Annotated in this window: 24 protein-coding genes; 14 read left to right on the forward strand and 10 right to left on the reverse strand. The window is 70.7% G+C overall.

All coding sequences use genetic code 11. From position 1 onward, the window contains the following. Window positions 1-4: 4 nt before the first annotated feature. Window positions 5-361, reverse strand: a complete 357-nt coding sequence (locus LL648_RS05945) for a hypothetical protein (RefSeq protein WP_232661383.1) — start codon at window positions 359-361, stop codon at window positions 5-7. 352 nt (window positions 362-713) lie between these two features. On the opposite strand from LL648_RS05945, the gene dnaK reads away from it, so the two are divergent. From dnaK to LL648_RS05965, 4 genes are read left to right on the forward strand one after another with little or no spacing between them, the layout of a single operon-like run. Next, window positions 714-2,570, forward strand: a complete 1,857-nt coding sequence (dnaK, locus tag LL648_RS05950; protein WP_232661384.1) for a molecular chaperone DnaK — start codon at window positions 714-716, stop codon at window positions 2,568-2,570. Then, complete coding sequence (gene grpE, locus LL648_RS05955; RefSeq protein WP_232661385.1) at window positions 2,567-3,241, forward strand: nucleotide exchange factor GrpE; 675 nt, start codon at window positions 2,567-2,569, stop codon at window positions 3,239-3,241. Before dnaK ends, grpE begins: the two co-directional genes overlap by 4 nt. 32 nt (window positions 3,242-3,273) lie before the next feature. Further along, window positions 3,274-4,458 carry a molecular chaperone DnaJ gene (gene dnaJ, locus LL648_RS05960; protein WP_232661386.1) on the forward strand — a complete coding sequence of 395 codons (1,185 nt, stop codon included), beginning with the start codon at window positions 3,274-3,276 and terminating at the stop codon, window positions 4,456-4,458. Beyond that, the gene (locus LL648_RS05965; RefSeq protein ID WP_308190247.1) at window positions 4,455-4,889 is read left to right on the forward strand and encodes a heat shock protein transcriptional repressor HspR; all 435 of its coding nucleotides are present in this window, start codon (window positions 4,455-4,457) and stop codon (window positions 4,887-4,889) included. The genes dnaJ and LL648_RS05965 overlap by 4 nt, the downstream gene beginning before the upstream one ends. A 73-nt stretch (window positions 4,890-4,962) precedes the next feature. On the opposite strand, the gene LL648_RS05970 is transcribed toward LL648_RS05965, so the two are convergent. Together LL648_RS05970 and LL648_RS05975 are read right to left on the reverse strand one after the other, a co-directional pair. Further along, entirely contained in the window at window positions 4,963-5,376 is a 414-nt protein-coding gene (locus LL648_RS05970; protein WP_232661387.1) for a hypothetical protein, read from the reverse strand. Window positions 5,377-6,008: 632 nt separating this feature from the next. Continuing rightward, on the reverse strand, window positions 6,009-7,112 hold the full coding sequence (locus LL648_RS05975; protein WP_232661851.1) for an FAD-binding oxidoreductase: 1,104 nt from the start codon (window positions 7,110-7,112) through the stop codon (window positions 6,009-6,011). 429 nt (window positions 7,113-7,541) lie between these two features. Between LL648_RS05975 and LL648_RS05980 the strand changes: the two genes are divergently transcribed. Then, window positions 7,542-8,081, forward strand: coding sequence for a pyridoxamine 5'-phosphate oxidase family protein (locus LL648_RS05980; RefSeq protein ID WP_374111988.1), 540 nt, complete (start codon window positions 7,542-7,544; stop codon window positions 8,079-8,081). Here LL648_RS05980 and LL648_RS05985 read toward each other — a convergent pair. Beyond that, entirely contained in the window at window positions 8,078-9,097 is a 1,020-nt protein-coding gene (locus LL648_RS05985; RefSeq protein ID WP_232661389.1) for a tetratricopeptide repeat protein, read from the reverse strand. The genes LL648_RS05980 and LL648_RS05985 overlap by 4 nt on opposite strands. Continuing rightward, entirely contained in the window at window positions 9,094-10,317 is a 1,224-nt protein-coding gene (locus tag LL648_RS05990; protein WP_232661390.1) for an ATP-binding protein, read from the reverse strand. The genes LL648_RS05985 and LL648_RS05990 overlap by 4 nt, the downstream gene beginning before the upstream one ends. A 128-nt stretch (window positions 10,318-10,445) precedes the next feature. Here LL648_RS05990 and clpB point away from each other — a divergent pair, with 128 nt between their 5' ends. The 7 genes from clpB to LL648_RS06025 all read left to right on the forward strand — a co-directional run bounded on the left by clpB (window position 10,446) and on the right by LL648_RS06025 (window position 19,197). Then, window positions 10,446-13,061: an ATP-dependent chaperone ClpB gene (gene clpB, locus LL648_RS05995; protein ID WP_232661391.1), complete on the forward strand. Its 2,616-nt coding sequence runs from the start codon at window positions 10,446-10,448 to the stop codon at window positions 13,059-13,061. A gap of 146 nt (window positions 13,062-13,207) precedes the next feature. After that, a complete protein-coding gene (locus tag LL648_RS06000) occupies window positions 13,208-13,852 on the forward strand; it encodes a hypothetical protein (protein ID WP_232661392.1) in 645 nt (214 codons plus the stop codon). Window positions 13,853-13,901: 49 nt separating this feature from the next. Further along, window positions 13,902-14,675, forward strand: coding sequence for an SDR family NAD(P)-dependent oxidoreductase (locus LL648_RS06005; RefSeq protein ID WP_232661393.1), 774 nt, complete (start codon window positions 13,902-13,904; stop codon window positions 14,673-14,675). Beyond that, window positions 14,672-15,229, forward strand: a complete 558-nt coding sequence (gene pyrE, locus LL648_RS06010) for an orotate phosphoribosyltransferase (protein ID WP_232661394.1) — start codon at window positions 14,672-14,674, stop codon at window positions 15,227-15,229. The genes LL648_RS06005 and pyrE overlap by 4 nt, the downstream gene beginning before the upstream one ends. A gap of 110 nt (window positions 15,230-15,339) precedes the next feature. After that, window positions 15,340-16,005 (forward strand): hypothetical protein, encoded by a 666-nt coding sequence (locus LL648_RS06015; protein ID WP_232661395.1) that lies wholly within the window; start codon window positions 15,340-15,342, stop codon window positions 16,003-16,005. Next, window positions 16,002-18,419 carry an AAA family ATPase gene (locus LL648_RS06020; protein ID WP_232661396.1) on the forward strand — a complete coding sequence of 806 codons (2,418 nt, stop codon included), beginning with the start codon at window positions 16,002-16,004 and terminating at the stop codon, window positions 18,417-18,419. The genes LL648_RS06015 and LL648_RS06020 overlap by 4 nt, the downstream gene beginning before the upstream one ends. A 100-nt stretch (window positions 18,420-18,519) precedes the next feature. After that, window positions 18,520-19,197 (forward strand): TrmH family RNA methyltransferase, encoded by a 678-nt coding sequence (locus LL648_RS06025; RefSeq protein WP_232661397.1) that lies wholly within the window; start codon window positions 18,520-18,522, stop codon window positions 19,195-19,197. A gap of 5 nt (window positions 19,198-19,202) precedes the next feature. Here LL648_RS06025 and LL648_RS06030 read toward each other — a convergent pair whose 3' ends face one another. Continuing rightward, the gene (locus LL648_RS06030; protein ID WP_232661398.1) at window positions 19,203-19,658 is read right to left on the reverse strand and encodes a DUF4262 domain-containing protein; all 456 of its coding nucleotides are present in this window, start codon (window positions 19,656-19,658) and stop codon (window positions 19,203-19,205) included. 54 nt (window positions 19,659-19,712) lie between these two features. On the opposite strand from LL648_RS06030, the gene LL648_RS06035 reads away from it, so the two are divergent. Then, window positions 19,713-20,396 (forward strand): HAD family hydrolase, encoded by a 684-nt coding sequence (locus LL648_RS06035; RefSeq protein ID WP_374111989.1) that lies wholly within the window; start codon window positions 19,713-19,715, stop codon window positions 20,394-20,396. Between the two features lie 106 nt (window positions 20,397-20,502). On the opposite strand, the gene LL648_RS06040 is transcribed toward LL648_RS06035, so the two are convergent. The 3 genes from LL648_RS06040 to LL648_RS06050 are packed head-to-tail and all read right to left on the reverse strand — an operon-like array spanning window position 20,503 to window position 22,753. Further along, the gene (locus LL648_RS06040; protein WP_232661399.1) at window positions 20,503-21,135 is read right to left on the reverse strand and encodes a DJ-1/PfpI family protein; all 633 of its coding nucleotides are present in this window, start codon (window positions 21,133-21,135) and stop codon (window positions 20,503-20,505) included. Window positions 21,136-21,146: 11 nt separating this feature from the next. Next, window positions 21,147-21,785, reverse strand: a complete 639-nt coding sequence (locus LL648_RS06045; protein WP_232661400.1) for a DJ-1/PfpI family protein — start codon at window positions 21,783-21,785, stop codon at window positions 21,147-21,149. 2 nt (window positions 21,786-21,787) lie between these two features. Next, a complete protein-coding gene (locus LL648_RS06050) occupies window positions 21,788-22,753 on the reverse strand; it encodes a GlxA family transcriptional regulator (RefSeq protein WP_232661401.1) in 966 nt (321 codons plus the stop codon). Between the two features lie 78 nt (window positions 22,754-22,831). Here LL648_RS06050 and LL648_RS06055 point away from each other — a divergent pair, with 78 nt between their 5' ends. After that, window positions 22,832-23,911, forward strand: a complete 1,080-nt coding sequence (locus LL648_RS06055) for a glycoside hydrolase family 76 protein (RefSeq protein WP_232661402.1) — start codon at window positions 22,832-22,834, stop codon at window positions 23,909-23,911. 14 nt (window positions 23,912-23,925) lie between these two features. Here the strand turns inward: LL648_RS06055 and LL648_RS06060 are convergent, their stop codons facing one another. Next, the gene (locus LL648_RS06060; protein ID WP_232661403.1) at window positions 23,926-24,570 is read right to left on the reverse strand and encodes a DedA family protein; all 645 of its coding nucleotides are present in this window, start codon (window positions 24,568-24,570) and stop codon (window positions 23,926-23,928) included. Between the last annotated feature and the right edge of the window lie 25 nt (window positions 24,571-24,595).

Consider the following 24,595-nt stretch of genomic DNA (forward strand, 5'->3'; position numbering starts at 1 on the left):
CGGATCACTTCGAGCTAACGAAGGACGATGCGATCTCGTCGTCCGTGTAGCCGTAAAAGCGGGCGGTTTCGTCGAGTGCGTGCGCCGCCTGACGTAAGTCCCTATTGTATGAAAAGCAGCCGTCAATCAATGCCAATGTGCGCTCATTGAATGCGGCCTGGGCATCGCGAGACACGGGGTCGCCGCCGCAGAGGCCCATCCCCTTCCAACTCGCGATGTGAGTTTCGACGATCGCGTCGAGACGATCCGCTTCCGCCAGCAGTGCCGCTCGTGCCTTCAGGACGTTCTCGCGGTTCACCTGCAGTGCCAGATGGGCAACGGCGGCGTCGAGTCGTGGTCGAAAGGGTCCGGGTTCGGTCATGGTGGTGAGGGTAGAGTTCCGCGGCCTCTTCCCGTGGGCGTTCGGGAGAACTCGTGGGTGTCAGCGCGATCCCGTTCAAATGAAAGCCACCCCGTTCCTTCTAATGTTTGCTGCTGGTGTCCAGCGTAGGGAGCGACGGCTGTTCCGATGCGGTTTCCGATGAACTCACCCGTCCCGAACGGACGCATTCTGAAGGTGCCCCCGGGGGCTCGGGAACACGACCGGCACCCCGCGCGTTGGACCGGGCAAGCAAGTTGAGCGAGCTCGGCTCAAGACCACCTAGGTCGGCCGGCCGAGGCTCGTGGCAGACTTGAGTGCAGTCAACGCAAGCAAGCTCACGGAGGCAACCACCATGGCTCGTGCGGTCGGTATCGACCTCGGGACAACCAACTCCGTCGTCGCCGTCCTTGAGGGTGGCGAGCCGACGGTCATCGCGAACTCGGAGGGCGCGCGCACCACGCCCTCGGTCGTGGCGTTCGCCCGCAACGGCGAGGTGCTCGTCGGGCAGTCGGCGAAGAACCAGGCCGTCACCAACGTCGACAGGACCATCCGGTCGGTCAAGCGCCACATCGGCACCACCTGGACGACCGACGACGTCGACGGCAAGAAGTACTCCGCCCAGGAGATCAGCGCGCGCGTGCTGCAGAAGCTCAAGCGCGACGCCGAGGCCTACCTGGGCGAGGAGATCACCGACGCGGTGATCACCGTTCCCGCCTACTTCGAGGACGCGCAGCGCCAGGCCACCAAGGAGGCCGGCCAGATCGCGGGCCTCAACGTCCTGCGCATCGTCAACGAGCCCACCGCGGCCGCGCTGGCGTACGGCCTCGACAAGGGCGAGAAGGAGCAGACCATCCTCGTCTTCGACCTCGGTGGCGGCACGTTCGACGTGTCACTGCTGGAGATCGGCGAGGGCGTCGTCGAGGTCAAGGCGACCAACGGCGACAACCACCTCGGTGGCGACGACTGGGACGAGCGGATCATCACGTGGCTCGTCGACAAGTTCAAGTCGGCGCAGGGCATCGACCTCACCAAGGACAAGATGGCCATGCAGCGCCTCCGCGAGGCCGCTGAGAAGGCCAAGATCGAGCTGTCGAGCCAGAACACGGCGACGATCAACCTGCCCTACATCACGGTCGACGCCGAGAAGAACCCGCTGTTCCTCGACGAGACGCTCTCGCGCGCGGAGTTCCAGCGGATCACGTCCGACCTGCTCGACCGCACGCGCGCCCCGTTCAACCAGGTGGTCAAGGACGCCGGCATCTCCGTCGGCCAGATCGACCACGTCGTGATGGTCGGCGGTTCCACCCGCATGCCGGCCGTCACCGATCTGGTGAAGGAGCTGACCGGCGGCAAGGAGCCCAACAAGGGCGTCAACCCCGACGAGGTCGTTGCGGTCGGTGCCGCGCTCCAGGCCGGTGTGCTGCGTGGCGAGGTGAAGGACGTCCTGCTCCTCGACGTCACCCCGCTGTCGCTGGGCATCGAGACCAAGGGCGGCATCCTGCACAAGCTGGTCGAGCGCAACACGACCATCCCGACCAAGCGGTCGGAGGTCTACACCACGGCCGACGACAACCAGCCCTCCGTGCTGATCCAGGTGTTCCAGGGTGAGCGCGAGATGGCCGCGGCCAACAAGAAGCTCGGCACGTTCGAGCTGACCGGCCTGCCGCCGGCGCCGCGTGGTGTGCCGCAGATCGAGGTGTCGTTCGACATCGACGCCAACGGCATCGTCAACGTGTCCGCGAAGGACCTCGGCACCGGCAAGAGCCAGGCCATGACGATCACCGGTGGGTCCGCGCTCGGCAAGGACGAGATCGACCGGATGATGCGCGAGGCCGAGCAGCACGCCGAGGAGGACAAGAAGCGCCGCGAGGAGGCCGAGGTCCGCAACCAGGCCGAGTCGCTCGTCTACCAGACGGAGAAGTTCGTCAAGGAGAACGACGAGAAGCTTCCGTCCGAGGTCAAGGACTCCGTGAACTCGGCGCTCGCCGAGGCGCAGGAGGCCCTGAAGGGCACCGACTCCGAGAAGATCAAGTCTTCGATGGAGAAGCTGGCCGCCGAGTCGCAGAAGATGGGCTCCGCCCTCTACCAGCAGCAGGGTGCGGCCACGGCCGACGCCGGCGCGGCCGGCGACGCCCAGCAGAGCGCCGACGACGCTGCCGACGACGTCGTCGACGCCGAGATCGTCGACGAGGAGAAGGACAAGAAGTGACCGATCACGACCGTGACGAGAGCGCCGAGTACGGCGCCGACGCCGAGCGGGTCGTGGTCCGTGACCGTCGCCGGATCGACCCGGTGACAGGTGAGGTTCGCGTCCCGGCAGGAGGCCCGTCCGCTGACGGCGCCCCTGCCGGGGCCGGGCCCGCGGCGGACACCCTCCCCGAGAACGGCGTCGACGTCGCAACAGCCGAGCTCGCCGCGCAGGTGGCGGAGCGGACGGCCGACCTGCAGCGGGTCAGCGCGGAGTACGCCAACTACCGGCGCCGCGTCGACCGCGACCGGGAGACCGTGCTGGTCGGCGCCCGCGTGCAGTTCGTCTCCGAGCTGCTCACCGTGCTCGACGACCTCGAGCGGGCAGAGGCGCACGGCGACCTGAACGGCCCGTTCAAGGCGGTGGCCGACAAGATCGTCGCAGTGGTGCAGAAGCTCGGCCTCGAGTCGTTCGGCGCGGAGGGGGAGCTGTTCGACCCGTCCGTCCACGAGGCCGTGCAGCACGAGACCAGCGACGCCGCCGGGCCGGTCGTGCCGGTGCTGTCGAGCGTGCTGCGCCGCGGCTACCGCATCACCGACCGCGTGCTCCGTCCGGCGATGGTCACCGTGGTCGACCAGCCCGAGCCCACCGCCGGGCAGGCGACCGCGGAGCCGGGCGAGAACCCGGCTTGACCACCGTTCCGACGAGCTGAAAGGGGGGCGGTATGACCCAGCGCGACTGGATCGAGAAGGACTTCTACCGTGAGCTGGGCGTCGCCTCCAGCGCATCCAGCGACGAGATCAAGAAGGCGTACCGGAAGCTCGCCCGCGAGCTGCACCCGGACGCCAACCCGGGCGACGCCAAGGCCGAGGCCCGGTTCAAGTCGGTGTCGGAGGCCTACGGCGTCCTGTCCGACGAGAAGAAGCGCAAGGAGTACGACGAGACGCGTGCGCTCTTCGCGGGCGGCGCGGGCTCCTTCCCCGGCGGCTTCGGCGGCGGAGCCGCCGGGCAGGGCTTCGACCTGAACGACCTGTTCAACAGGGCCGGCGCCGGTGGCGGCGGCGGTGCTGGTGGTGGGCTCGGCGACCTGTTCGGAGGCATCTTCGGCAACCGCGGCGGCCCGACGACCACCACGGCGAGCCGCGCACAGCGTGGGGCCGACGTCGAGAGCGAGCTGACGATCGACTTCGCCGACGCCGTGCGCGGGGCGGAGGTGCCGATCAGGCTCTCCTCGCCGGGTCGTTGTGACCGCTGCGGCGGCACCGGCGCCCGACCGGGCAGCACCCCACGCACCTGCCCGACCTGCGCCGGGGTCGGTCTCGTCAGCCGCAGCCAGGGCGCGTTCGCGTTCTCCGAGCCGTGCCGCGACTGCCGCGGCACCGGCCGGATCATCGACGACCCGTGCCCCGAGTGCGGCGGTGACGGCGTCAGCACCCGCATCCGCTCGCTCACCGTGCGGGTGCCGGCCGGCGTCGACAACGGGCAGAAGGTCCGGTTGAAGGGGCAGGGCGAGCCCGGCCGTGGTGGGGCGCCGGCAGGCGACCTCTACGTCACCGTGCACGTCATGCCGCACCGCCTGTTCGGGCGGTCGGCGCGCAACGCCGACGACCTGACCTTGTCGGTGCCTGTCACCTTCCCCGAGCTCACGCTCGGCACGACGATCACCGTGCCGACGCTCGAGTCGACCGTCTCGCTCAAGGTGCCGGCCGGCACCGCGAGCGGGCGGACGTTCCGGGTGCGCGGTCGTGGCGTGCAGCGCAGCAACGGCAAGACCGGCGACCTGCTCGTCACCGTCGAGGTGGCCGTCCCGGCCAAGCTCGACAACGCCGCGGCCGATGCGCTGCAGGCCTACGCCGAGGCGACGAAGGCGTTCGACCCGCGCGCCGACCTGCTGCGGAGCGAGCGGTGAGCGGCCCGTCGTTGCCGCCGGGTGCCACACCGGACAGCCCGGTGTTCGTCATCTCGGTAGCGGCGGAACTCTCCGGGATGCATGCGCAGACCCTGCGCAGCTACGACCGGCTGGGGCTGGTGAGCCCCGGCCGGTCGGCCGGTGGCGGGCGGCGCTACTCCGCCCGCGACATCGCGCTGCTGCGCGAGGTGCAGCGCCTCTCCCAGGAGGAGGGCGTCAACCTCGCCGGCGTGAAGCGGATCATCGAGCTGGAGCAGCTCGTCGACGAGCTGCGCTCGCGTCTGGAGGAGATGGCTGCGGAGCTGGCCACCGCACATGCGGCGGCCGAGCACGCCGCAGCCGCGGTCCACGCCTCCTACCGCCGCGACCTCGTCCCGGTCGACCGCCGCCAGTCGCTGGTGGTGTGGCGGCCGAAGCCGCGGCGCAGCTGACGCAATCGAGAGCCGAACCGCAGCGCTGTTCCTCCCGGAGGAGCAGCGCTGTTCGTCGTCCGGGTGGGGTGGCTCAGCCCAGTGCGTCGAGAACGAGCGGAGGGAGGCTGATGTCGTTGCCGGCCGAGCTGGAGGCCCGGAAGCCGAACTCGATCGTGCCGCCTGCGGACGCTGCCACCGGGTAGGTCACGCGACCATCTGCTGTGAGTGGCCACGGCGCATGTAGATACATGCTCACCAGGTCCTGGACGTCACCCAGCAGGGTCCGTGCGAACGGGCCGATCCCACTTTCTTCGAGCTGCTGAGGACGGTGCGTCGACTGCGTGACCAGCGTCCGCGTCCGCCTGCCGTCCACAGCCGCGAGCACCATCTGGTCGGCCGCCGCCACCAGTGTCAACGGCTCGGGGAGCAGATCGGAGAGGTGCTCGGACAGGTGGGCCAGCACCATGGCCGTGAGATGGTCGATCCACGGCTGATCAGATCTCAACGCGGGGTGATGAGGCATTCATTTACCGCCGAAATGTAGGTCGTTCGCGTCGCAGGTGAGAAGTGTGCAGCCTGAAGCTTGTAGCGGTCGCCGAAGTACCAGCCGTCCGTGACTCTGAAAGCTGTGTGAAAATTGTCATCCTTGAAGTTTATTTGAGGCTTTCGGGGAACTCCATCGATTACGTGGGACCAGTTGTACAGTCCTGGACGGGCCGCAACGTCATTGATGAACCAGAAGATCGTGAGGGTGGTGTAGGTGCCGGTAGCTGGGTCAAGTCGAAGATCGACTTCGACCCGACCTCCTGGTTCATGGTGCACGTAGTTGATACAGGGAGGGATCTGGGCCGCGACGGCAGTACTCAGGGGCGCACAGGATTGAGCCAGCGGCAAGGCACAGGCATCCGCAGATGCAAGTCAGACCGTGGATCAACTTCCGATTGATTGTGCGCATGAGTCATGTTGGCCGACCTGGACCGGTCGGGCCATTAAAGAGGGTAGGTCCGCCCGATTGCAGGAGTTGAAACCAACCACCCTTGCCGTGCAAGGTTCTAAGAACCCAAGCAATCGGTCGCTACAAATCTCCGGTGGAGCCGTGCTCTTAGCGTCTGGTCGCCTTCAGAGCCCGCGACCGGGTCAGTCCATCGTGAACGGGTCGTACTTGATGCGGTCGAGCGGGGTGCCGGCCACGAGCATCCGGGAGACGGTCGCCCTGATCATCGGCGGTGAGCCGCAGACCAGCACGTCGTGGTCGGCCCACGCGCCGTAGCGGGTGACGACGTCGGCGAGGGTGCCGCGCTCGGCGCCGGAGGCGGTGTCGTCATTCTCGACGACGGGGATCACGTCGAGCCACGTGTTGCTGTAGGAGAGCTTGCGCAGCGTGGTGAAGTCGTAGAGGTCGTCCCACGTGCGGCCGCCGACGAACACCTGCGTGCGCGGCGGGTCGGGGCGCTCCGCGATGTCCTCGAGCAACGCCTTGATCGGGGCCATGCCGGTGCCGCCGGCGACCATCAGCACCTCGCGTCCGGAGGCGGGGTCGACGTGCATCCGGCCCATGGGCGGCCCGATCCGCCAGGTGTCGCCGACCTGGGAGTGCGCAACGATCGCGCGGCTCACCCAGCCACCGTCGACGGCCCTGACGTGGAAGTCCAGGACGCCGTCGCTGCGTGGGGCGTTCGCGGGTGACAGGTAGCGCCACAGCCGCGGCCGCTGCGGGGTCTCGACGCTCAGGTACTGGCCGGCCCGGTACGGGATCGGCTCCTCGGTCTCGACGGTGATCCGCGCGAGGTCCCAACCCATGCGCTCGTGCCCGACGACCCGGCCGCGCCACGACGCCGGCCCGCGCTCGGCGTCGGCCGCCCGCGACATCGCGGCCGAGACCATCTCGTACGCCTCGTGCCACGCGGCGTCGACCTCCGCCGTCCAGGCGTCTTCGGAGAAGGTCCGGATCGCGCTGATCAGCGCGACGCCGACGGCGTCGTAGTGCGTCGCGAGCACCCCGAACTTGCGGTGGTCGCGGCCCAGCTGCTCCAGGAACGGGAAGAGGTCGTCGGTCTGGTCGACCATTTGCACGACGTGGACGAGCGCGCGCAACAGCCTGCTGCGCTGCACCTCCATGTTCACCGGGAACAGCGCCCTCGTCTCCGGCGCGCGGCTGAACAGGACGCCGTAGAAGTGCTTCCCGAGCTCCTCGTGGTGCTGCTCGACCTTCTCGAAGCTGGCGCGGATGGTCTCCACCATCGTCGAGCGCCGGCCGCGCGTCCCGCGCACCGAGGGGAGGTCGGCCGCGAGCAACTGTTCAGCTGTCATCGACTGCCGACTCTCTTCCTGCGCTCGGAGGGACCGCTTCGGGGAGCGGGTGCCCGGAATGCGGGACGGGTTGTGCCAGCGTAGCGCGCTGAAGAGCCCCAGGTGACTCCGAAGAACGGCAGATGGCACCGTAGAGGTGTGTCACTGCGTATCCCCGGCCTCACCCGTCCAGGCTCCCCCGTTCGGGGCACTACGACTGGTCCTGATGACCTAGAGTGTGCCCGACCGGTGCAACAACCGGGCTCAGCGGGTGAACATGCACTTCAATGCGCCTACGGCAGCACCGAGCGGGCCAACCGGTTCTACGCCGACCAGGTACGCGACCGACTACTCCCTGCGATGATTTCCTTCATCGGTCGGATGGAGATGGTTTTTGTCGCGTCGTCCGACGCGAAGGGCGAATGCGACGCGTCGCTGCGTGCCGGCCCGCCCGGATTCATCAGGGTGCTGGACGCCCGCACGCTCGCCTATCCGGAGTACCGGGGGAACGGCGTGCACGCGAGCCTCGGCAACATCGCCGAGAACGGCCACGTCGGGCTGCTGATGGTCGACTTCGTGCAGGACATGATCGGCCTGCACGTCAACGGCGCGGCCCAGATCGTCGAGAACACCCAGTTCCGCGGCCTCTACGCGGCGGTCCCCGAGGACCCCACCCCCGGGCGCCGGGCGGAGCGGTGGGTGGTGGTCGACGTCGAAGAGGCCTACATCCACTGCCGCAAGCACATCCCGCGGATGGCGCGCATCACCGAGAAGCGCGAATGGGGTACCGACGACCCTGGCCGGAAGGGTGGGGACTACTTCGGCGCGAAGAGCACACCGTCGACGGCGCCGCGCCCGCGGCGCCGGTTCCCCAGCACGACCCACCTCGGCTCCGGCACCTCCTCTCGGGCGCTGCGTTAGCGCCGCCCCCGGCGGAACAGCCCCACTACGACGGCGAGCAGCGCCAGCGCGACCAGCACCAGGATGATGAAGGCGCCGAACAGAGCGAAGCCGGTGACGGCGGTGGCGACGAGCGCCAGCACGCAGAGCGCGAGTGCGCCGTAGGTGATCGCCAGCGGGACGTCGGAGCGCAGCGCCGCCATCAGCACGGGCCGGGTCTGCGGCGGCAGGTCGCGGCTCGAGTGCCACATCAGCACCCCGCCGACGACGAGGGCGGCGATCGCGAGCAGCTGCGCCACCGTCGTGTGCTGGCCCGCCGAGCGGCCGGACGCCGTCATGATCACGATCGTGGCGATCCAGATGCAGATCCGCAGCCGCCACGAGAGCCGCCACAGCACCGCGGCGACGTTGGGCAGCAGCGTCGACTGGCCCGGCGCCAGCGCACCGGCCTGCATCAACCCCTGCAGGGCGCGGCCGGGGCGGCGCGCCCGCAGGTCGAGCACGGCCAGGTCGTGCTGGGCTAGCGCGTGCTGCGGGTCGAGCCGCAGCGCCTCGGTGTAGGCGGCGCGTGCCGTCACCATGTCGCCCATGTCGCTGGTGATGTCGGCGATCAGGAAGTGCGAGTCGGCGGTGTGCGGCGCCATCGTCACGACCAGACGTGCCACGTTCAGCGCGTCGCCGAGCCGGCCGGCCCGTTGCAGGATCTCCGCATACGCGGTCGCGACGGTCGGGTGCTCCGGCTCGATCGAGACCGCGAGGTAGCCGGCCTCGACGGCCTCCGGGTGGCGGCCCATCGCGGAGAGGGCGAGCCCGCGCAACCGATGTGGCCGCTCGTGCTCGGGCGCGGCCCCCGTGGCCGCGTCGGCGGCCGCGAGCGCCTCGTCGAACCGCTTCTTCGCCAGCAGCACCGCGGACAGCTCGCAGAGCACGTCCGGGTGCGTCGGCTCGGCCGCGAGCGCGGAGCGGGCCTGCTCCTCGGCGTCGTCGAGCCTGCCGAGCAGGCGCAGGTGCGCGACCCGCTCCGCGGCGGTGTTCACAGCTTGCGGTGCTTGCGCAGGTAGGCCGCCAGCTCGTCGTAGCTCCCGTCGGTGTTGCCGAACGTCACGACGTTGCGCGCGGTCGCGAACCACGGGCCCGTGCTCGGGCGGACCTCGCGCAGCGCCGCGACGAGGTCGGACGTCGTGAGCGGGCGCAGCTGCCCTGCCTCCATCGACGCGGCGAGCGCCTGCTCGGCGGCCGTCTCGCAAATGTGCGCGAGGTCGGCGCCCGAGTAGTGCTCGGTCGCCGCGACGAGCTTGCCGATGTCGATCGACGACGTGGGCCGCTCGCGCAGGTTGTACTCGAGGATCGCCGCCCGGGCCGGCGCGTCCGGGGGCAGCACCAGCAGCGTCCGGTCGAAGCGGCCCGGCCGGCGCAGCGCGCTGTCCATGTCCCAGGGGTGGTTGGTCGCGCCGAGCACGAAGACGCCGTCGTTGCCGCCGCCGAGCGAGTCCATCTCGGAAAGCAGCTGGTTGACGGTGTTGCGCATGCTGCTCGAGTGGGTGAGGTGCGAGCGCTTCTGCCCCAGCGCGTCGACCTCGTCGAGGAACAGCACGCACGGCGCGGCTCGGCGCGCGGCCTCGAAGATCTGCGCGAGGTTGCGCTCGCTCGCCCCCGTGTAGATGTCGAGCACGTCGGCGATCCCGACGTTGAAGAAGTTCGCGCCGAGCTCGCCGGCCACCGCACGGGCGATGAACGTCTTCCCGCACCCCGGCGGGCCGTAGAGCAGCAGCCCGCCGGCGAGGCTCTTGCCGAAGGCCTTCGCCAGCTGCGGGTTGCGCATCGGGCCGAGGAACGCCGCTTCGAGGCGCTGCTTGACGTTCTCCATCCCCCCGACGTCGGACAACCGCACTTTCGGGCGCTCGATGTCCTCGATCGTCGGCGACGGGATGAGATGATCGGCCGGGTCGGGGGTCGCGATGTCGGCGACCTGCTCCTCGGCCTGGCGCCAGTCGAAGCCGGTTGGTGACGGGTCCGGTGGCGGCGTGGCGGCCGGCGACTCCGGTTGTGGCGCGAGCAGCGTCGTCAGCCGCTGCAGCATCGCGAGGGCCGCCGGGTTGCCCGGCTCCACGGCCAGCGCGTGGGTGCAGTGCTGGAGCGCTTCGGTGAGCCGGTCGCGTTCGGCGAGGAGGCCGGCGACGTGCACGCGGAGCGGGACGTCCTCCGGTGCGGCGGCGACGGCCGAGAGCAGACTGGAGAGCAGGGCGTCGTCGGACATCGAAGCGAAGTATCACCCGTAAGTGGAAGCCGGAGCAGCTTGAGTGGAACACACTCAACTTTTCTGACGTTGGACGTGTGTGGGCTCGCACCCGGAGCCCGGATGACCATTGCAGGAGGACGTGCGGGATGGACTCGTTCAACCCCACCACGAAGACACAGCAGGCGATCTCGGCGGCAGCACAGGCCGCGACGCTCGCCGGCAACGCCGACGTCGGGCCGACCCACCTCTTGGGTGCCCTGCTCGCGCAGGGCGACGGGATCGCCGCGCCGCTGCTCGCGGCCGTCGGTGCCGACGCCGGCGCGGTGCGCGGCGAGCTCACCCAGCTCGGCAACCGGATCCCGTCGGTGTCCGGCTCCACCGTGAGCGCCCCGCAGCTCTCGCGCGAGGCGCTGGCGTCGATCACGGCCGCACAGCAGCTCGCCACCGAGATGGGCGACGAGTACGTCTCGACCGAGCACCTGCTCGTCGGGCTCGCGTCCGCGGGCGGACCGGTCGCGCAGCTGCTGCGCCGCCACGGCGCGACGCCGGAGGCGCTGCGGGAGGCGTTCGCCAAGGTCCGCGGCAGCTCACGAGTGACGAGCCCCGACCCGGAGGGCACCTACCAGGCGCTGGAGAAGTACGGCGTCGACCTCACCGAACGCGCCCGCGCCGGCGAGCTCGACCCGGTGATCGGTCGCGACACCGAGATCCGCCGGGTCGTGCAGGTGCTCTCGCGGCGCACCAAGAACAACCCCGTGCTGATCGGCGAGCCGGGCGTCGGCAAGACGGCCATCGTCGAAGGCCTCGCCCAGCGGGTCGTCGCGGGCGACGTGCCCGAGTCGCTGCGCGGCAAGCGCGTGGTCTCCCTCGACCTCGGCTCGATGGTCGCGGGCGCGAAGTACCGCGGCGAGTTCGAGGAGCGGCTCAAGGCCGTCCTCAAGGAGATCACCGAGTCGGCCGGGCAGATCATCACGTTCATCGACGAGCTGCACACCATCGTCGGTGCCGGCAACGCCGAGGGCGCGATGGACGCCGGCAACATGATCAAGCCGATGCTGGCCCGCGGTGAGCTGCGCCTCGTCGGCGCCACCACGCTCGACGAGTACCGCCAGCGCATCGAGAAGGATCCCGCGCTGGAGCGCCGCTTCCAGCAGGTCTACGTCGGCGAGCCGTCGGTCGAGGACACCGTCGGCATCCTGCGCGGGCTCAAGGAGCGCTACGAGGTGCACCACGGCGTCCGGATCACCGACGCCGCGCTGGTCGCCGCCGCGACGCTCTCCGACCGCTACATCACCGCGCGGTTCCTGCCCGACAAGGCGATCGACCTCGTCGACGAGGCCGCGTCGCGGTTGCGCATGGAGATCGACTCGCGGCCCGTGGAGATCGACACGGTCGAGCGGGCCGTCCGCCGCCTCGAGATCGAGGAGATGGCGCTCGCGAAGGAGTCCGACGCCGCGTCCGTCGAGCGGCTGGCGGCCCTGCGGGCGGAGCTGGCCGAGAAGCGCGAGGAGCTCTCCGCGTTGACGGCACGCTGGCAGAACGAGCGCGGCGCGATCGAGGGCGTCCGCGAGCTCAAGGAGCAGCTGGAGTCGCTGCGGGGCGAGTCGGAGCGCGCCGAGCGCGACGGCGACCTCGGCAAGGCCGCCGAGCTGCGCTACGGCCGGATCCCGGCGCTGGAGAAGAAGCTCGCCGAGGCCACGGCCGTCACCGCGCCCGAGGCCCAGGTGATGCTGAAGGAGGAGGTCGGTCCCGACGACGTCGCCGATGTCGTCTCCGCATGGACCGGCATCCCCGCCGGCCGCATGCTGGAGGGCGAGACCGCCAAGCTCCTGCGCATGGAGGACGAGCTCGGCAAGCGGGTCGTCGGCCAGGCGGAGGCCGTGCGTGCGGTGTCCGACGCCGTGCGCCGCGCGCGTTCCGGCATCGCCGACGAGAACCGCCCGACCGGCTCGTTCCTGTTCCTCGGCCCGACCGGCGTCGGCAAGACCGAGCTGGCGAAGGCGCTGGCCGAGTTCCTGTTCGACGACGAGCGGGCGATGGTCCGCATCGACATGAGCGAGTACTCGGAGAAGCACTCCGTCGCCAGGCTCGTCGGCGCCCCGCCCGGGTACGTCGGCTACGACCAGGGCGGCCAGCTCACCGAGGCCGTGCGGCGCCGCCCGTACACGGTGGTGCTGTTCGACGAGGTCGAGAAGGCGCACCCGGACGTCTTCGACACGCTGCTGCAGGTGCTCGACGACGGCCGGCTGACCGACGGCCAGGGCCGCACGGTCGACTTCCGCAACACGATCCTCGTGCTGACGTCGAACCTCGGCTCGCAGGCGATCGCCGATCCCGCGCTCGACGAGCGCGGCCGCAAGGACGCCGTGATGTCGGTCGTGCAGCGCCACTTCAAGCCGGAGTTCCTCAACCGGCTCGACGACGTCGTGGTGTTCCACGCGCTCTCGACCGAGGAGCTGACCTCGATCGTCGACATCCAGCTCGACGTGCTGCGCAGGCGGCTGGCCAAGCGGCGGCTCTCGCTGCAGGTCTCCGACCCCGCCCGCGAGTGGCTCGCGCTCAACGGGTTCGACCCCGTCTACGGCGCCCGCCCGCTGCGGCGGCTGGTGCAGTCGGCCATCGGCGACCAGCTCGCGAAGGAGCTGCTGGCCGGCGACGTCCGTGAGGGCGACACGGTGCGCGTCGACCTCGACCCGACGGCCGAGGGCGGCACAGGCAGCCTCATCGTCGGCAAGGCGATGCCCGTCAGTACAACGAAATAGCCCAACTTCCCCACCGTTTTGCCTATCCACACACCCGAAAGCCCGTGCAGGTTGGCAAAACGGTGGGGAAGTTCGGGTGTGCGTGCGGGGCGCCCGGTGGCGTGGCGTTCCTCACGGGATGCGGCCGTCCGGTCTAGGCTCCCGACGTGGGCCTCTCGTCGACGGTGTGGTTTCTGATCGCGGTGGTAGCGCTGGCGCTCGGCGCCGTGCTGCTCTTCGTCGACCGCTCCGGGGGCGGTGGCGGGAAGGACCGGCGCCGGTGGGCCGCGATGCGCGGCTGGGAGTACCTCGACACCGATCCGGTGCTGCCCAGCAGGTGGCGCTACGGGACGATCCACCAGGGCGGGCCGGGCGTCGCCCGCAACCTGATCAGCGGTGACGTCCCGACGCCCGACGGGCCCCGGCAGGCCTACGTCTTCGACCACGAGCAGGCCGGCCGGCTCAACTCCGTGCTCGTCGCGGTGCAGGTGCAGGCCCAGCTGCCGGCCGCGGTGGAGCTGCGGCTGCCGTCCGCCCCGCTGCCCGACGACGCCGGGCTCGACCTGCTCGAACCCGTCGGGGAGCGCTACGCGTTCGTGTCCGACGCCGATGCCGTGCGCCCGTTGCTCACCCAGCGCCTGTCGGAGGCGAGCGACGCGGTCGGCGACGACGTCGAGCTGCTGTGGGCGGAGGAGTCGTGGGTGCTGGCAACGGCCCCGCTCGGCTCCTCGGCCGACCGGCTGCAGGACCTGCTCGCCGACCTCGCCGAGGTGGCGACCGCGCTGGAGCAGAGCCAGGACGCCAAGCGGTAGCAGGGCGCCCCGCCCTGCGCCCCGAGAACAGATCGTTAGGGTTCTCGGCGTGCCCACCGCCCTGATCACCGGAGCGACTGCTGGCATCGGTGCCGCCTTCGCCGCACGGCTGGCCGCCGACGGCCGCGACCTCGTGCTCGTCGCCCGTACGAAGGAACGGCTCGACGAGGTCGCCGAGAAGGCGCGGGCCCGGGACGTGACCGTCGAGGTGCTGCCCGCCGATCTCGCCGACGCGGCGGACCGCGCCCGCGTCGTCGCCCGGCTCGCCAACCCCGATGTCGCGCCCGTCGACCTGCTGGTCAACAACGCCGGCTTCTCGCTGGCCGGCGGCGGCTTCCTCGACCAGGCACCGGACGAGCTGCAGCGCCAGCTCGACGTGAACGTCACCAGCGTGATGCAGCTGACGAGGGCGGTGCTGCCGGGCATGATCACACGCGGCCGCGGCGCGGTGGTCAACGTCTCCAGCGTCCTGAGCTTCTTCTCGGGCGGCTCCACGTACGGGGCGGAGAAGGCGTGGGTGACGTCCTTCACCGAAGGTGTCGCCGGATCGTTGGCGGGGACCGGCGTGCGGGCGATGGCGCTCTGCCCCGGCTTCGTGCGCACCGAGTTCCACGAGCGCGCCGGCATCGACATGGGCGCGCGCACCGGGCCGCTGTGGCTCGATGCCGGGCGGGTGGTCGACGACTGCCTCGCCGATCTTGCGAGAGGAAAGGTCGTGTCCGTGCCGAGCCTGCAGTACAAGGCGATCGTGACGGCGGTGGATCTGCTGCCGCGCCCGCTGGTCAGGATGCTGATGGCGTTCGGCGAGCGGGACCGGACGTGAGCGCCGACGCCGAGCGCGAGCAGCTCGCCGCGCTGGTCAGGGAGCTGGGCGTGGTGCACGGCAAGGTCACGCTCTCCTCCGGCACCGAGGCCGACTACTACATCGACATGCGACGGGTCACGCTCGACCACCGCGCCGCACCGCTGGTCGGGCGGCTGATGCGGGTGCTCACCGCCGACTGGGAGTACGCGGCGGTCGGCGGGCTGACCCTCGGCGCCGACCCGGTCGCCGTCGCGATCATGCATGCCTCGGCGGCCGAGGCCGGGGTCCAGCCCGTCGACGCGTTCGTCGTGCGCAAGGAGCAGAAGCGGCACGGCATGCAGCGCCGCATCGAGGGGCCCGACATCGTGGGCCGCCACGTGCTGGTCGTCGAGGACACCTCGACGACGGGCGCGTCGCCGCTGAGCGCCGTGGCCGCCGTCCGGGAAGCCGGCGCGACGGTTGTCGGTGTTGCGACCGTCGTCGATCGCGACACCGGTGCGCGCGAGGTGATCGAAGCGGAGGACGTGCCATACCGCTCGTTGCTCCAACTGGCCGACCTCGGACTCGCCTGAGCAGGTCTACCAGGCGAAACGCCCGTTTTGTCCTCCCCGGACGGCTCATTCCCACGCCCGTTCCGTGACTCATACTCGTAAATCACGAGCAGGTCACGGCGGGAGGTCCCATGGCGTTCCGGACCTGGCGACCGACCCGGGGGATCTGGGCGCTCGCCGTGCTGCTCCTCGTGGCGTGCGGGGCGCCTGAATACACCTACGTCACCAACTCGGCCGACCGCACGTACCTGCGGATCCCGAGCTCGTGGCAGCCGATCGACGAGCGGGCGCTGGTCGTGGCCGTCGGTCTCGACCCCGCCGTGGAGAACGAGGACCGCGGGCTGTGGCTCGAGGCCTACGACGCGGACGCGGCGCCCTCGCCGGACCACCTCTTCGGTCAGCACGCCGCGGCGCCCGCAGTGCTGGTCAGCGTCCAGGACGTGGCACCTGCCCGGCGCGGCCAGCTCTCGCTCGACGCACTGCGTGACGCGTTCTTCCCGGTCTCACCGACGGCGCGCGAGCAGCTGGCGGCCAGCCCGTTCGCGATGCTGAGCGACTTCGCGCTGGTCGCCGACGAGGTGCTGACGCCAGGCAACGGCATCCGCGGCGTGCACTCTGTCTTCCGGTACCGGATGGGCGGCGGCCCGCTGCAGATGATCAACCAGACGTCCTACACGAACGATGACGCCAGCAAGCTCTACCTCTTCTACGTCCGCTGCTCGACCGAGTGCTACCAGCAGCGCCAGAAGGAGATCGAGAACGTGGTCTCCTCCTTCACCGTCCGGGAGAAGCCATGACCGCACGGTCCGACCAGATCCCCGCCCGGGAGGGCCTCACCCCGCCCGACGAGCCGCCGCACGGCGCCCCGAGCGCCACCCGCAAGCGCATGGGGCTCTGGGACCGGATCCGACTGCTGCTCCTGTTCAGCGTCGCGTGGCTGATCATCGTGTGGGCCGCGATGGCCGACAACCCGCTGCTGCCCTTCGTCGACGCCGCGCGGATCCAGGCGGTCGACTCGCAGTGGCTGCTCTGGCTCGCCGGCGCCGAGCTGCTGCGCCAGATCCACTTCCTCGTCAGCGAGCGGTCGGCGCCCTACCACCGGTTCTGGTCGCAGCGGGTGTTCGGCGGCACCGAGCGGGCACTGCGGCGGCGCTTCTCCGACTGGACCCGCTTCCGGTTGGCGCGCCTGCTCAAGTGGCTGGCGTTCATCGTCCTGTTCGCGCTGGTCGCGGGCCAGATCCTGGAGACGTCGCCGGTGCTGGCGATCTTCCAGGCGCCCGCACTGCTCTACGACGCGCTGCCGTTCATCCTGCAGCTCGCGTTTGCGTTCTTCTTCGTCGCGTTCCAGTTCATCGGCCTGTTCTGGCTGCTCACCCGCGGTGGCGTCGACACCTACTACCCCGACGACATCACCACGCGCTTCAGCGACGTCTGGGGCCAGGACCACGTCGTCGCGCGGATCAAGGAGAACATCGTCTTCCTGGAGAACCCCGACGAGATCGAGGCCAAGGGCGGGTACGTCCCGTCGGGCCTGCTGCTATGGGGGCCGCCGGGGACGGGCAAGACGCTGATGGCGGAGGCGGTGGCGGGCGAGACCGGCAAGCCGTACGTCTTCGTCGACCCCGGCGCGTTCACGAACATGTTCATGGGCGTCGGGATCCTCAAGGTCAAGTCGGTGTTCCGGAAGCTGCGCAAGCTCGCGCTGCGCTACGGCGGCGTGATCGTCTTCTTCGACGAGGCCGACGCGCTCGGCAACCGGGGCACGCTCGCGCAGGTCGGGCCGGGCGGGCAGCGCGGCTTCGGCGCGTACCACCCGGCGGGCTGCCACGGCGTGTCCTACCTGTCCGACGACACCCGGTGGCTGCTGGCGAAGGAGTCGATGCGCGCCCACGCTGAGCCGGCCGAGGCGCCGCGCAACCGGTTCGTCATGGGCGGGATGGCCGGCGGCGGGGGCGGGATGGGCACGCTCCAGGCCCTGCTCACGGAGCTGTCCGGGCTCAAGAAGCCACGCGGGATCATCAACCGGGTCGGCCGGCGGATCCTCGGGATGCGGCCCAAGCCGCCGCCCAAGTACCGGATTCTCGTCATGATGGCGACGAACATGCCGGAGGCCTTGGACGAGGCGCTGCTGCGTCCCGGGCGCATCGACCGGATCTACCGGGTCGGCTATCCGAGCAAGGCGGGCCGGGTCAGGACGTACGAGGGCTACCTCGCGAAGGTCTCGCACGAGCTGGAGCCCGAGCAGATCGACAAGCTCGCGACGATCACCCCGTACGCGACCGGCGCCACCATCAAGGACCTCGTCAACGAGGCGCTGATCATCGCCATCCGGGACGGCCGGGAGATCATCACGTGGAAGGACGTGATGCGGGCCAAGCAGCTCAAGGACCTCGGCCCACCCGAGGACGTCGAGTACATCGAGCGCGAGCGGCACGCCGTCGCCGTGCACGAGGCGTGCCACGCCGTGGTCGCGTTCCGCACCCGGCGGCACATGGAGATCGACATCGCGACGATCGAGAAGGGCAGCGACTACCTCGGGATGGTCGCGAGCATCCCGCCGGAGGACCAGTTCACCCGCTGGCGTTCGGAGTTCGAGGCCGACATCCTCGTCTCGCTCGCGTCGCTGGCGGGGGAGCGGATGTTCTTCGACGGCGACTCGTCCTCCGGTGTGTCCGGCGACCTGGAGTCGGCGACCGCGGTCGCGTCGTTCATGGAGGGCTACTGGGGGATGGGCTCCACCATCTCGTCGTACTCGACGGCGCGGCGGCTGGAGGTCGGCAGCCCCGGCGGTGGCCGCGGCGGCCCGCAGAAGGGCGAGAGCACGGAGTCGGTGCTGCGCAGGGCGCTCGCCGACCGCATCGAGGACCAGCTCGCCGAGCTGCTCGGCAAGGCCGAGGCGATCCTCACCGAGAACCGGGCCGCGGTACTCGCCGTGGCGCACGCGCTCGAGACGCACAAGACGCTCACCGGCGACGACGTCGAGGCGATCATCGACCGCCGCCCCGGCATCACGCTGGACGGCACCGCCTACGCCGACCCGCAGTTCGTCACGCAGCTGGAGGAGTACCACGCGGCAGCGGCCGGGGCCCACCGCGGCCACACGGGCATCACCCTCGCCCTACCGGCCGGCCACCGCGAAAGGGACCCGGAGACGGACACCGCAGCCGCCACCCCGACCCACCAAGGCGAGCCGCGCATCCCGGAGCGGTGAGTCGCCACTTCCAGCACGGTGAGTCGTCACTTTCGGCACGGTGAGTCGACGGTTCCAGCGCGGTGGGTCGTCACTTCGGGCAGGCGTGCATCATCGCCTGGTGAGCGTGTCGATCCCGGACGAGCCGGAGGCGGGCCCCACCGAGTGGGCGGTGCCGGGTCAGGTCGGCGTCGGGCCGTGGCCGGGCGGCCCCGCGGAATGGCCACGTGACGAGCGGTTCGACCCGGAGCTGCTCGAACACGGCGACACCCGCAATGTGGTCGACGCGTACCGCTACTGGCGGCGCGACGCGGTCGCGGCCGATCTTGCCGCGCGGGCACACCCGTTCCACGTGGCGATCGAGAACTTCGGGCACGACCACAACATCGGGACGGTCGTCCGCACCGCCAACGCGTTCGGCGCCGCCGGCGTGCACATCGTCGGGCGCAAGCGCTGGAACCGGCGCGGTGCGATGGTGACCGACCGCTACCTCGACGTGCGCCACCACGACGACGTCGGCGGCCTGCTGGCGTTCGCGGACGAGCGTGGGCTGCAGGTGGTGGCGGTGGACAACACACCGGGCGCGCAGCGGCTGGAGACCGCGAGCCTGCCGCGGGACTGCATGTTGCTCTTCGGGCAGGAGGGCCCTGGCGTGACGTCAGCGGCGCGGGACGCAGCTGCGCTGACGGTCTCGATCGCCCAGTTCGGCTCCACCCGCTCGATCAACGCCGGTGTGGCGGCCGGCGTCGCGATGCACGCGTGGGTGCGCCAGCACGCCGACCTGGGAACAGCCTGGTGAGTCGCTCAATGTGAGCAGAAGAAGCAGTGCCCGCCGGCGTCCCCATCGTCGGTGCCGGCTTCGAGGTCCTCGTCGCGCACTACGAGCAGCGCGGGGACGGGTGGCCCACCGGGCGCCCGGTAGAGATCGTTCGCCGCGAACAGCCAGCCCGCCGACTCGGGGAACTCCAGCAGGTGGACGGCACCGCTCTCCAGCTCGACGAGCTCACCCGGCACGAGCGTCCGCCCTGCCCGCACCAGCTCACCCAGCTCGTTCAGCACCGCGCCACCGACCCGCTGCGACGTCGCGAACAGGATGAGCTCGGCGTGCTCGAAGCCGGAGAGGCCGACGGTGTAGACGAACGGCGGCCCGTCGTCGTCGCCGAGCACCGCCTGCAGCGCCCAGCCGTGGCGGCGGATGGTCTCTCGCTGCCACGCGTCGTACTGGTCGACGAGGTGGGTGAAGCGCTCGTGGTCCTCCATGCCCGCCACGGTATTCCGGGGCACCGACAGAACCGGGTCTCTACGATTCGTCGGGTGCACCGACAGACGCTGATCTTCGACGCCGACGACACGCTCTGGGAGAACAACGTCGTCTTCGAGCGTGTGATCGACGACTACCTCGCCTGGCTCGCCCACCCGACGCTCGACCGGGCGGCCACCCGCGCGGTGCTCGACGACATCGAGCGCGCCAACGTCGAGGTGCTCGGCTACGGCAGCGCGAGCTTCCTGCACAGCCTCGGCGAGTGCTTCGAGCGGCTCAACGAACGGCCCGCCACCGACGCGGAGCGGGCGCAGATCGCCGAGCTTGCGGCGGCGTTGGTGAACCACGAGGTCGAGCTGGTGCCCGGGGTCGCGGAGACGCTCGCCGACCTCGGCACCCGCCACGACCTGATGCTGCTGACCAAGGGCGCGCTCGACGAGCAGCAGCGCAAGATCGACGCGTCGAACCTCGCGCACCACTTCGGCAGCGTGCACATCGTCGTGGAGAAGAACGAGTCGACCTACCGCTCGCTGGTCGCCGAGCGGTCGCTGACGCCGGCGTCGACGTGGATGATCGGCAACTCGCCGAAGTCGGACATCCGACCGGCCCGGGCCGCGGGGCTGGGCGCGGTCTTCATCCCCAACGCGCACACCTGGGTGCTGGAGCACGACGAGCTGCCCGACGATGCCGGCGTGCTCCACCTCGAGCACTTCACGCAGCTGGTCAAGCACTTCTGAGCGGCGGGTCGAGCCCGACGGGAGGGCAGCAAAGCCACTTTCCTGCCCTGTGAGGGCCTGAAGGTGGCTTTGCTGCCCTCCGGCCGGAGGCCGGAACTCGGCGCGGCTAGCGGCGGCTGTACTCCGCGACCCGCTCCATGACGGCGGCGCCGACCTTGCTGGGGTGCCCGGCGTCGAACGGCGGCTGCGGGTCGTACTCGATCTTCACCTGGGACGCCTGCGCCGCGATGTCGTCGAAGAGGAGCTCCAGCAGCCGCAGCGCCATGTCGATCCCGGCGGAGACCCCGGCCGCGGTGACGATCCGCTGGTCGAGGTGCTCTACCACCCGCTGCGTCACCGGTACGGCGCCGAGTTCGCGCAACGTCGTGAACGAGCCCCAGTGCGTCGTCGCCGTCAGGCCGTCGAGCAGCCCGGCCGCGCCGAGCACCAGCGAACCCGTGCAGACCGACGTGGTGAACCGGGTACCGCCGTGCACGTCACGCACCCAGTCGACGAGCGCGCCGCCGGCGAGGTGGTCGCGCGCACCCGGCCCACCCGGCATCACGACGACATCGGGGGACGGCACCTCGGCCAGCGTCCGGTCGACGCTGAGGCCGAGCTGATCGGTCCCGGTCCGGACCTCGCCGCGCCGCTCGCCGACGAAGACGATCTCGAGCGCCGGGACGGCCTTGAGCACCTCGTACGGCCCGATCGCATCGAGCGCCGTGAGACGCGGGAACAGCGGAATCGCTACCTGCATGGTCCTGCCTCCTATACGCGGATCTTGGTGTACTCGGCGAGCCGCTCGACGACGTCGGGTCCGACCTTGCTCGGATGCCCCGCGTCGAACGGCGGCTCGGGGTCGTACTCGATGAACATCTGCGCCGCCTGCGCGGCGACGTCGTCGAACAGCACCGCCAGCAGCCGGATGGCCATGTCGATGCCGGACGAGACCCCGGCCGCGGTGACGATCCGCCGGTCGAGGTGCTCGACGACCCGCTCGCTCACGGGTGTCGCGCCGAAGCGGGCCAGCACGTCGAACGCTCCCCAGTGCGTGGTCGCGGTGAGCCCGTCGAGCAGCCCGGCCGCGCCGAGGATCAGCGAGCCGGTGCAGACCGACGTCGTGAACCGGGTGCCGGCGTGCGCCGCGCGCACCCAGTCGACGATCGGCCCGCCGTCGAGGAACGCCCTGCTGCCCCGCCCACCGGGCACCACGACGATGTCGGGATCGGGCAGCTCGTCGAAGGTCCGGTCGACGACCAGCCCGAGGAAGCCGTTCTCGGTGCGCACCTCGCCGCGGGTCTCCCCGACGAACGTCACGTCGAGCTCCGGGACGCGCTGCAGCACCTCGTACGGCCCGATCGCGTCGAGCGCGGTGAGCCGGGGGAACAGCGGGATCGCAACCTGCATGGTCAGGTCCTCTCGGTCAGGGTGAAACGGCGCCGGTAGTGGTCGGGGGCGACCCCGACCCGGCGGAGGAAGGCCTTGCGCATCGATTCGGCGGAGCCGAAGCCGGCCCGGGTGGCCGCCGCGGTGACGAGCAGCGGTTCCGACTCCAGCAACCGGCGCGCGACGTCGACGCGGACCTGCTCGACGTAGTCGCCGGGCGGGCTGCCCAGCGCCTTCGTGAACTCGCGGCTGAAGTGCCGCTCGCTCATCCCCACCCGCGAGGCGAGCACCGGAACGCGCAGGTCGGCGGCCGGATCGCCGTGGATGATCTCCTGTGCCGCCTTGATCGACGGCTGCCGTGCCGGCGGCGCCCACACCGGGCCGGCGAACTGGCTCTGCCCACCGGGCCTGCGCAGGAAGACGACGAGCTCGCGGGCGACGTCCTGCGCGACCTCCGGCCCGTGGTCGACCTCGATCAGCGCGAGCGCGAGATCGATACCGGCCGTGACACCGGCGGACGTCCAGATCCGGCCCTGCCGCAGGTAGATGGCGTCGGCGGTGACGTCGACGGCGGGGTGAGTGGCGCCGAGCTCGTCGGCGTGGCGCCAGTGCGTCGTCGCGCAGAGCCCGTCCAGCAGCCCGGCCGCGGCCAGCGGGAACGCGCCCGTGCAGACGGAGACGACCCGCCTCGACCGTTCGGCCGCGCCGCGCAGCCACGTGACGAGCCAGCCGTCGGCAGGGGCCTGCCGAGCACCGCGCCCGCCGGGGACCAGCAGGGTGTCGATCTCCCCTTCCGGTAGCCCTTCCGCGACGAGCTGCAGCCCACTGGACGTCGTCACCGGCCCCGGGACGGCGCTGACCAGCCGGATCTCGTACCCGTCCGCCGTGCCCACGAACGACGTCGCAGTGGCGAAGGCCTCGTGCGGCCCGGTGACGTCGAGCGACTGGACGCCGTCGAAGACCGGGACGATGACTCGGCTGGTTGGCACCCCTCCACCGTCGTCGACCTCGCGGATGGCGTCAACGACCGGTGTCCCACACATTCAGCCATCAGGCAGACTGGTCTGATGGGCGTTCCGGACATCGACTGGTCGGAACGGGCGGCGATAGCGGAGCGGGCCATCCTCCGTCGCCACCTGCGCCGGGTCGCCGGCGTGCTCCCGGGTACCCGCATAGCGCGGATCCGCTGGCCCCGCCGGGTCCCGGCCTCGCCGAAGCCGTGGCACTTCTGGTGGCAGGCGCAGCTGCTCGACTGCCTCGTCGACGCGCAGCTCAGGGACCCCTCGGCGCGCAGGGCGCGGACGATCGCGAAGGCGACCCGCACGGTGCGGCTGCGCAACCTCGGCTCGTGGACCAACCGCTACTACGACGACACCGCGTGGCTCGGCCTCGCCGTGCACCGGGCGGGCGCGCTCACCCGCTCCCACGGCGCGCCTGCGCTCACGGCCATCACCCAGCGGCTGCACGAAGGATGGACCGAGGACGGCGGCGGCGGGATCGTCTGGCACCACGGCGACCACGTGAAGAACGCGCCGTCGAACGGGCCGGCCGCGATCCTGCTCGCCAGGGTCGGCCAGCTGGACTTCGCGTCGTCGATCGTCGACTGGGTCGCCGACACGCTCGTCGACCCCGACACCGGGCTGGTGCGCAACGCCGTCCGGCTCGCACCGGACGGATCGGTGCAGCACGTCGTCCGCCACGTCTACACGTACTGCCAAGGCGCCTACCTCGGCGCCTGCGTCGAGCTGGCCGAACGCGACGGGCACTGGCGGTGGACCGACCGCGCTGCCGGCGTCGTCGATGCCGTCACCAACCGGCTCGTGAGCCGCGACGGCGTGCTGCCCGGCGACGGCGGGGGCGACGGCGGGCTCTTCGCGGGGATCCTCGCGCGCTACCTCGCCGACGCCGCGGTGCGTCGACCGGAGCTGGCACCTACGGCGTCACGGCTCGTCCTCGCCAGCGCGGAAGCGGCGTGGGACGGCCGCGCGGAGGTGGGCGGCGGCCCGGTGTTCGCGGCCGACTGGTCCGCCCCGGCCCGCCCACCGTGCCCCGGCGCACCGGAAGCGGACCTCTCCGTGCAGCTCGCGGCGTGGATGCTGCTCGAAGCCGCGGCCCGGATCCGGCAGACGCCCAACGGCAGGGGCTGAACCCTGGACCGCCGCTACGCGGCGTGCGCTCCGCCGCGGCGCGCGCGGACGATCTCGACGACGATCGGCAGGAGCGACAGCGCGACGATCAGGATCAGCATCATCTCGATGTTCGAGCGGACCCACTCGAACTGGCCGAGCCAGAACCCGAGGATCGTCACCCCCGCCGCCCACACGACGCCGCCGATCAGCGAGTACGTGAGGTAGCGCTTCGGCTCCATCCGGCCGACACCGGCCATGACCGTGATGAACGTGCGCACGATCGGCACGAACCTGGCCAGCACGATCGCGCGGTTGCCGTATTTGTCGAAGAACTCCTGGGTCTTCACGACGTGTTTCGGCTTGAACACCTTCGACTGCGGCTTGTCGAAGATGGCCGGCCCAGCGGCCCGGCCGATGTAGTAGCCGACCGCGTTGCCGACGAACGCCGCCACCACGAGGATCAGGCACACCAGCCACAGCGGTGCCTGGATGGCGCCCTGCGCGACGAAGAGCCCCGCGGTGAACAGCAGGGAGTCGCCAGGGAGGAAGAAGCCGAGCAGCAACCCGCACTCGGCGAACACGATGAGCGCCAGCCCGACCAGTGCCCATGGGCCCAGCCAGGCGATGATCACGTCGGGCTTGAGCCACTCAGGGCCGAGTGCGAGCGTTGTCGTCACTCCGAAAACGGTACCGGGCGGCGCA

It is taken from the genome of Pseudonocardia sp. TRM90224 (assembly GCF_021245725.1).
Classification (GTDB): domain Bacteria; phylum Actinomycetota; class Actinomycetes; order Mycobacteriales; family Pseudonocardiaceae; genus Pseudonocardia.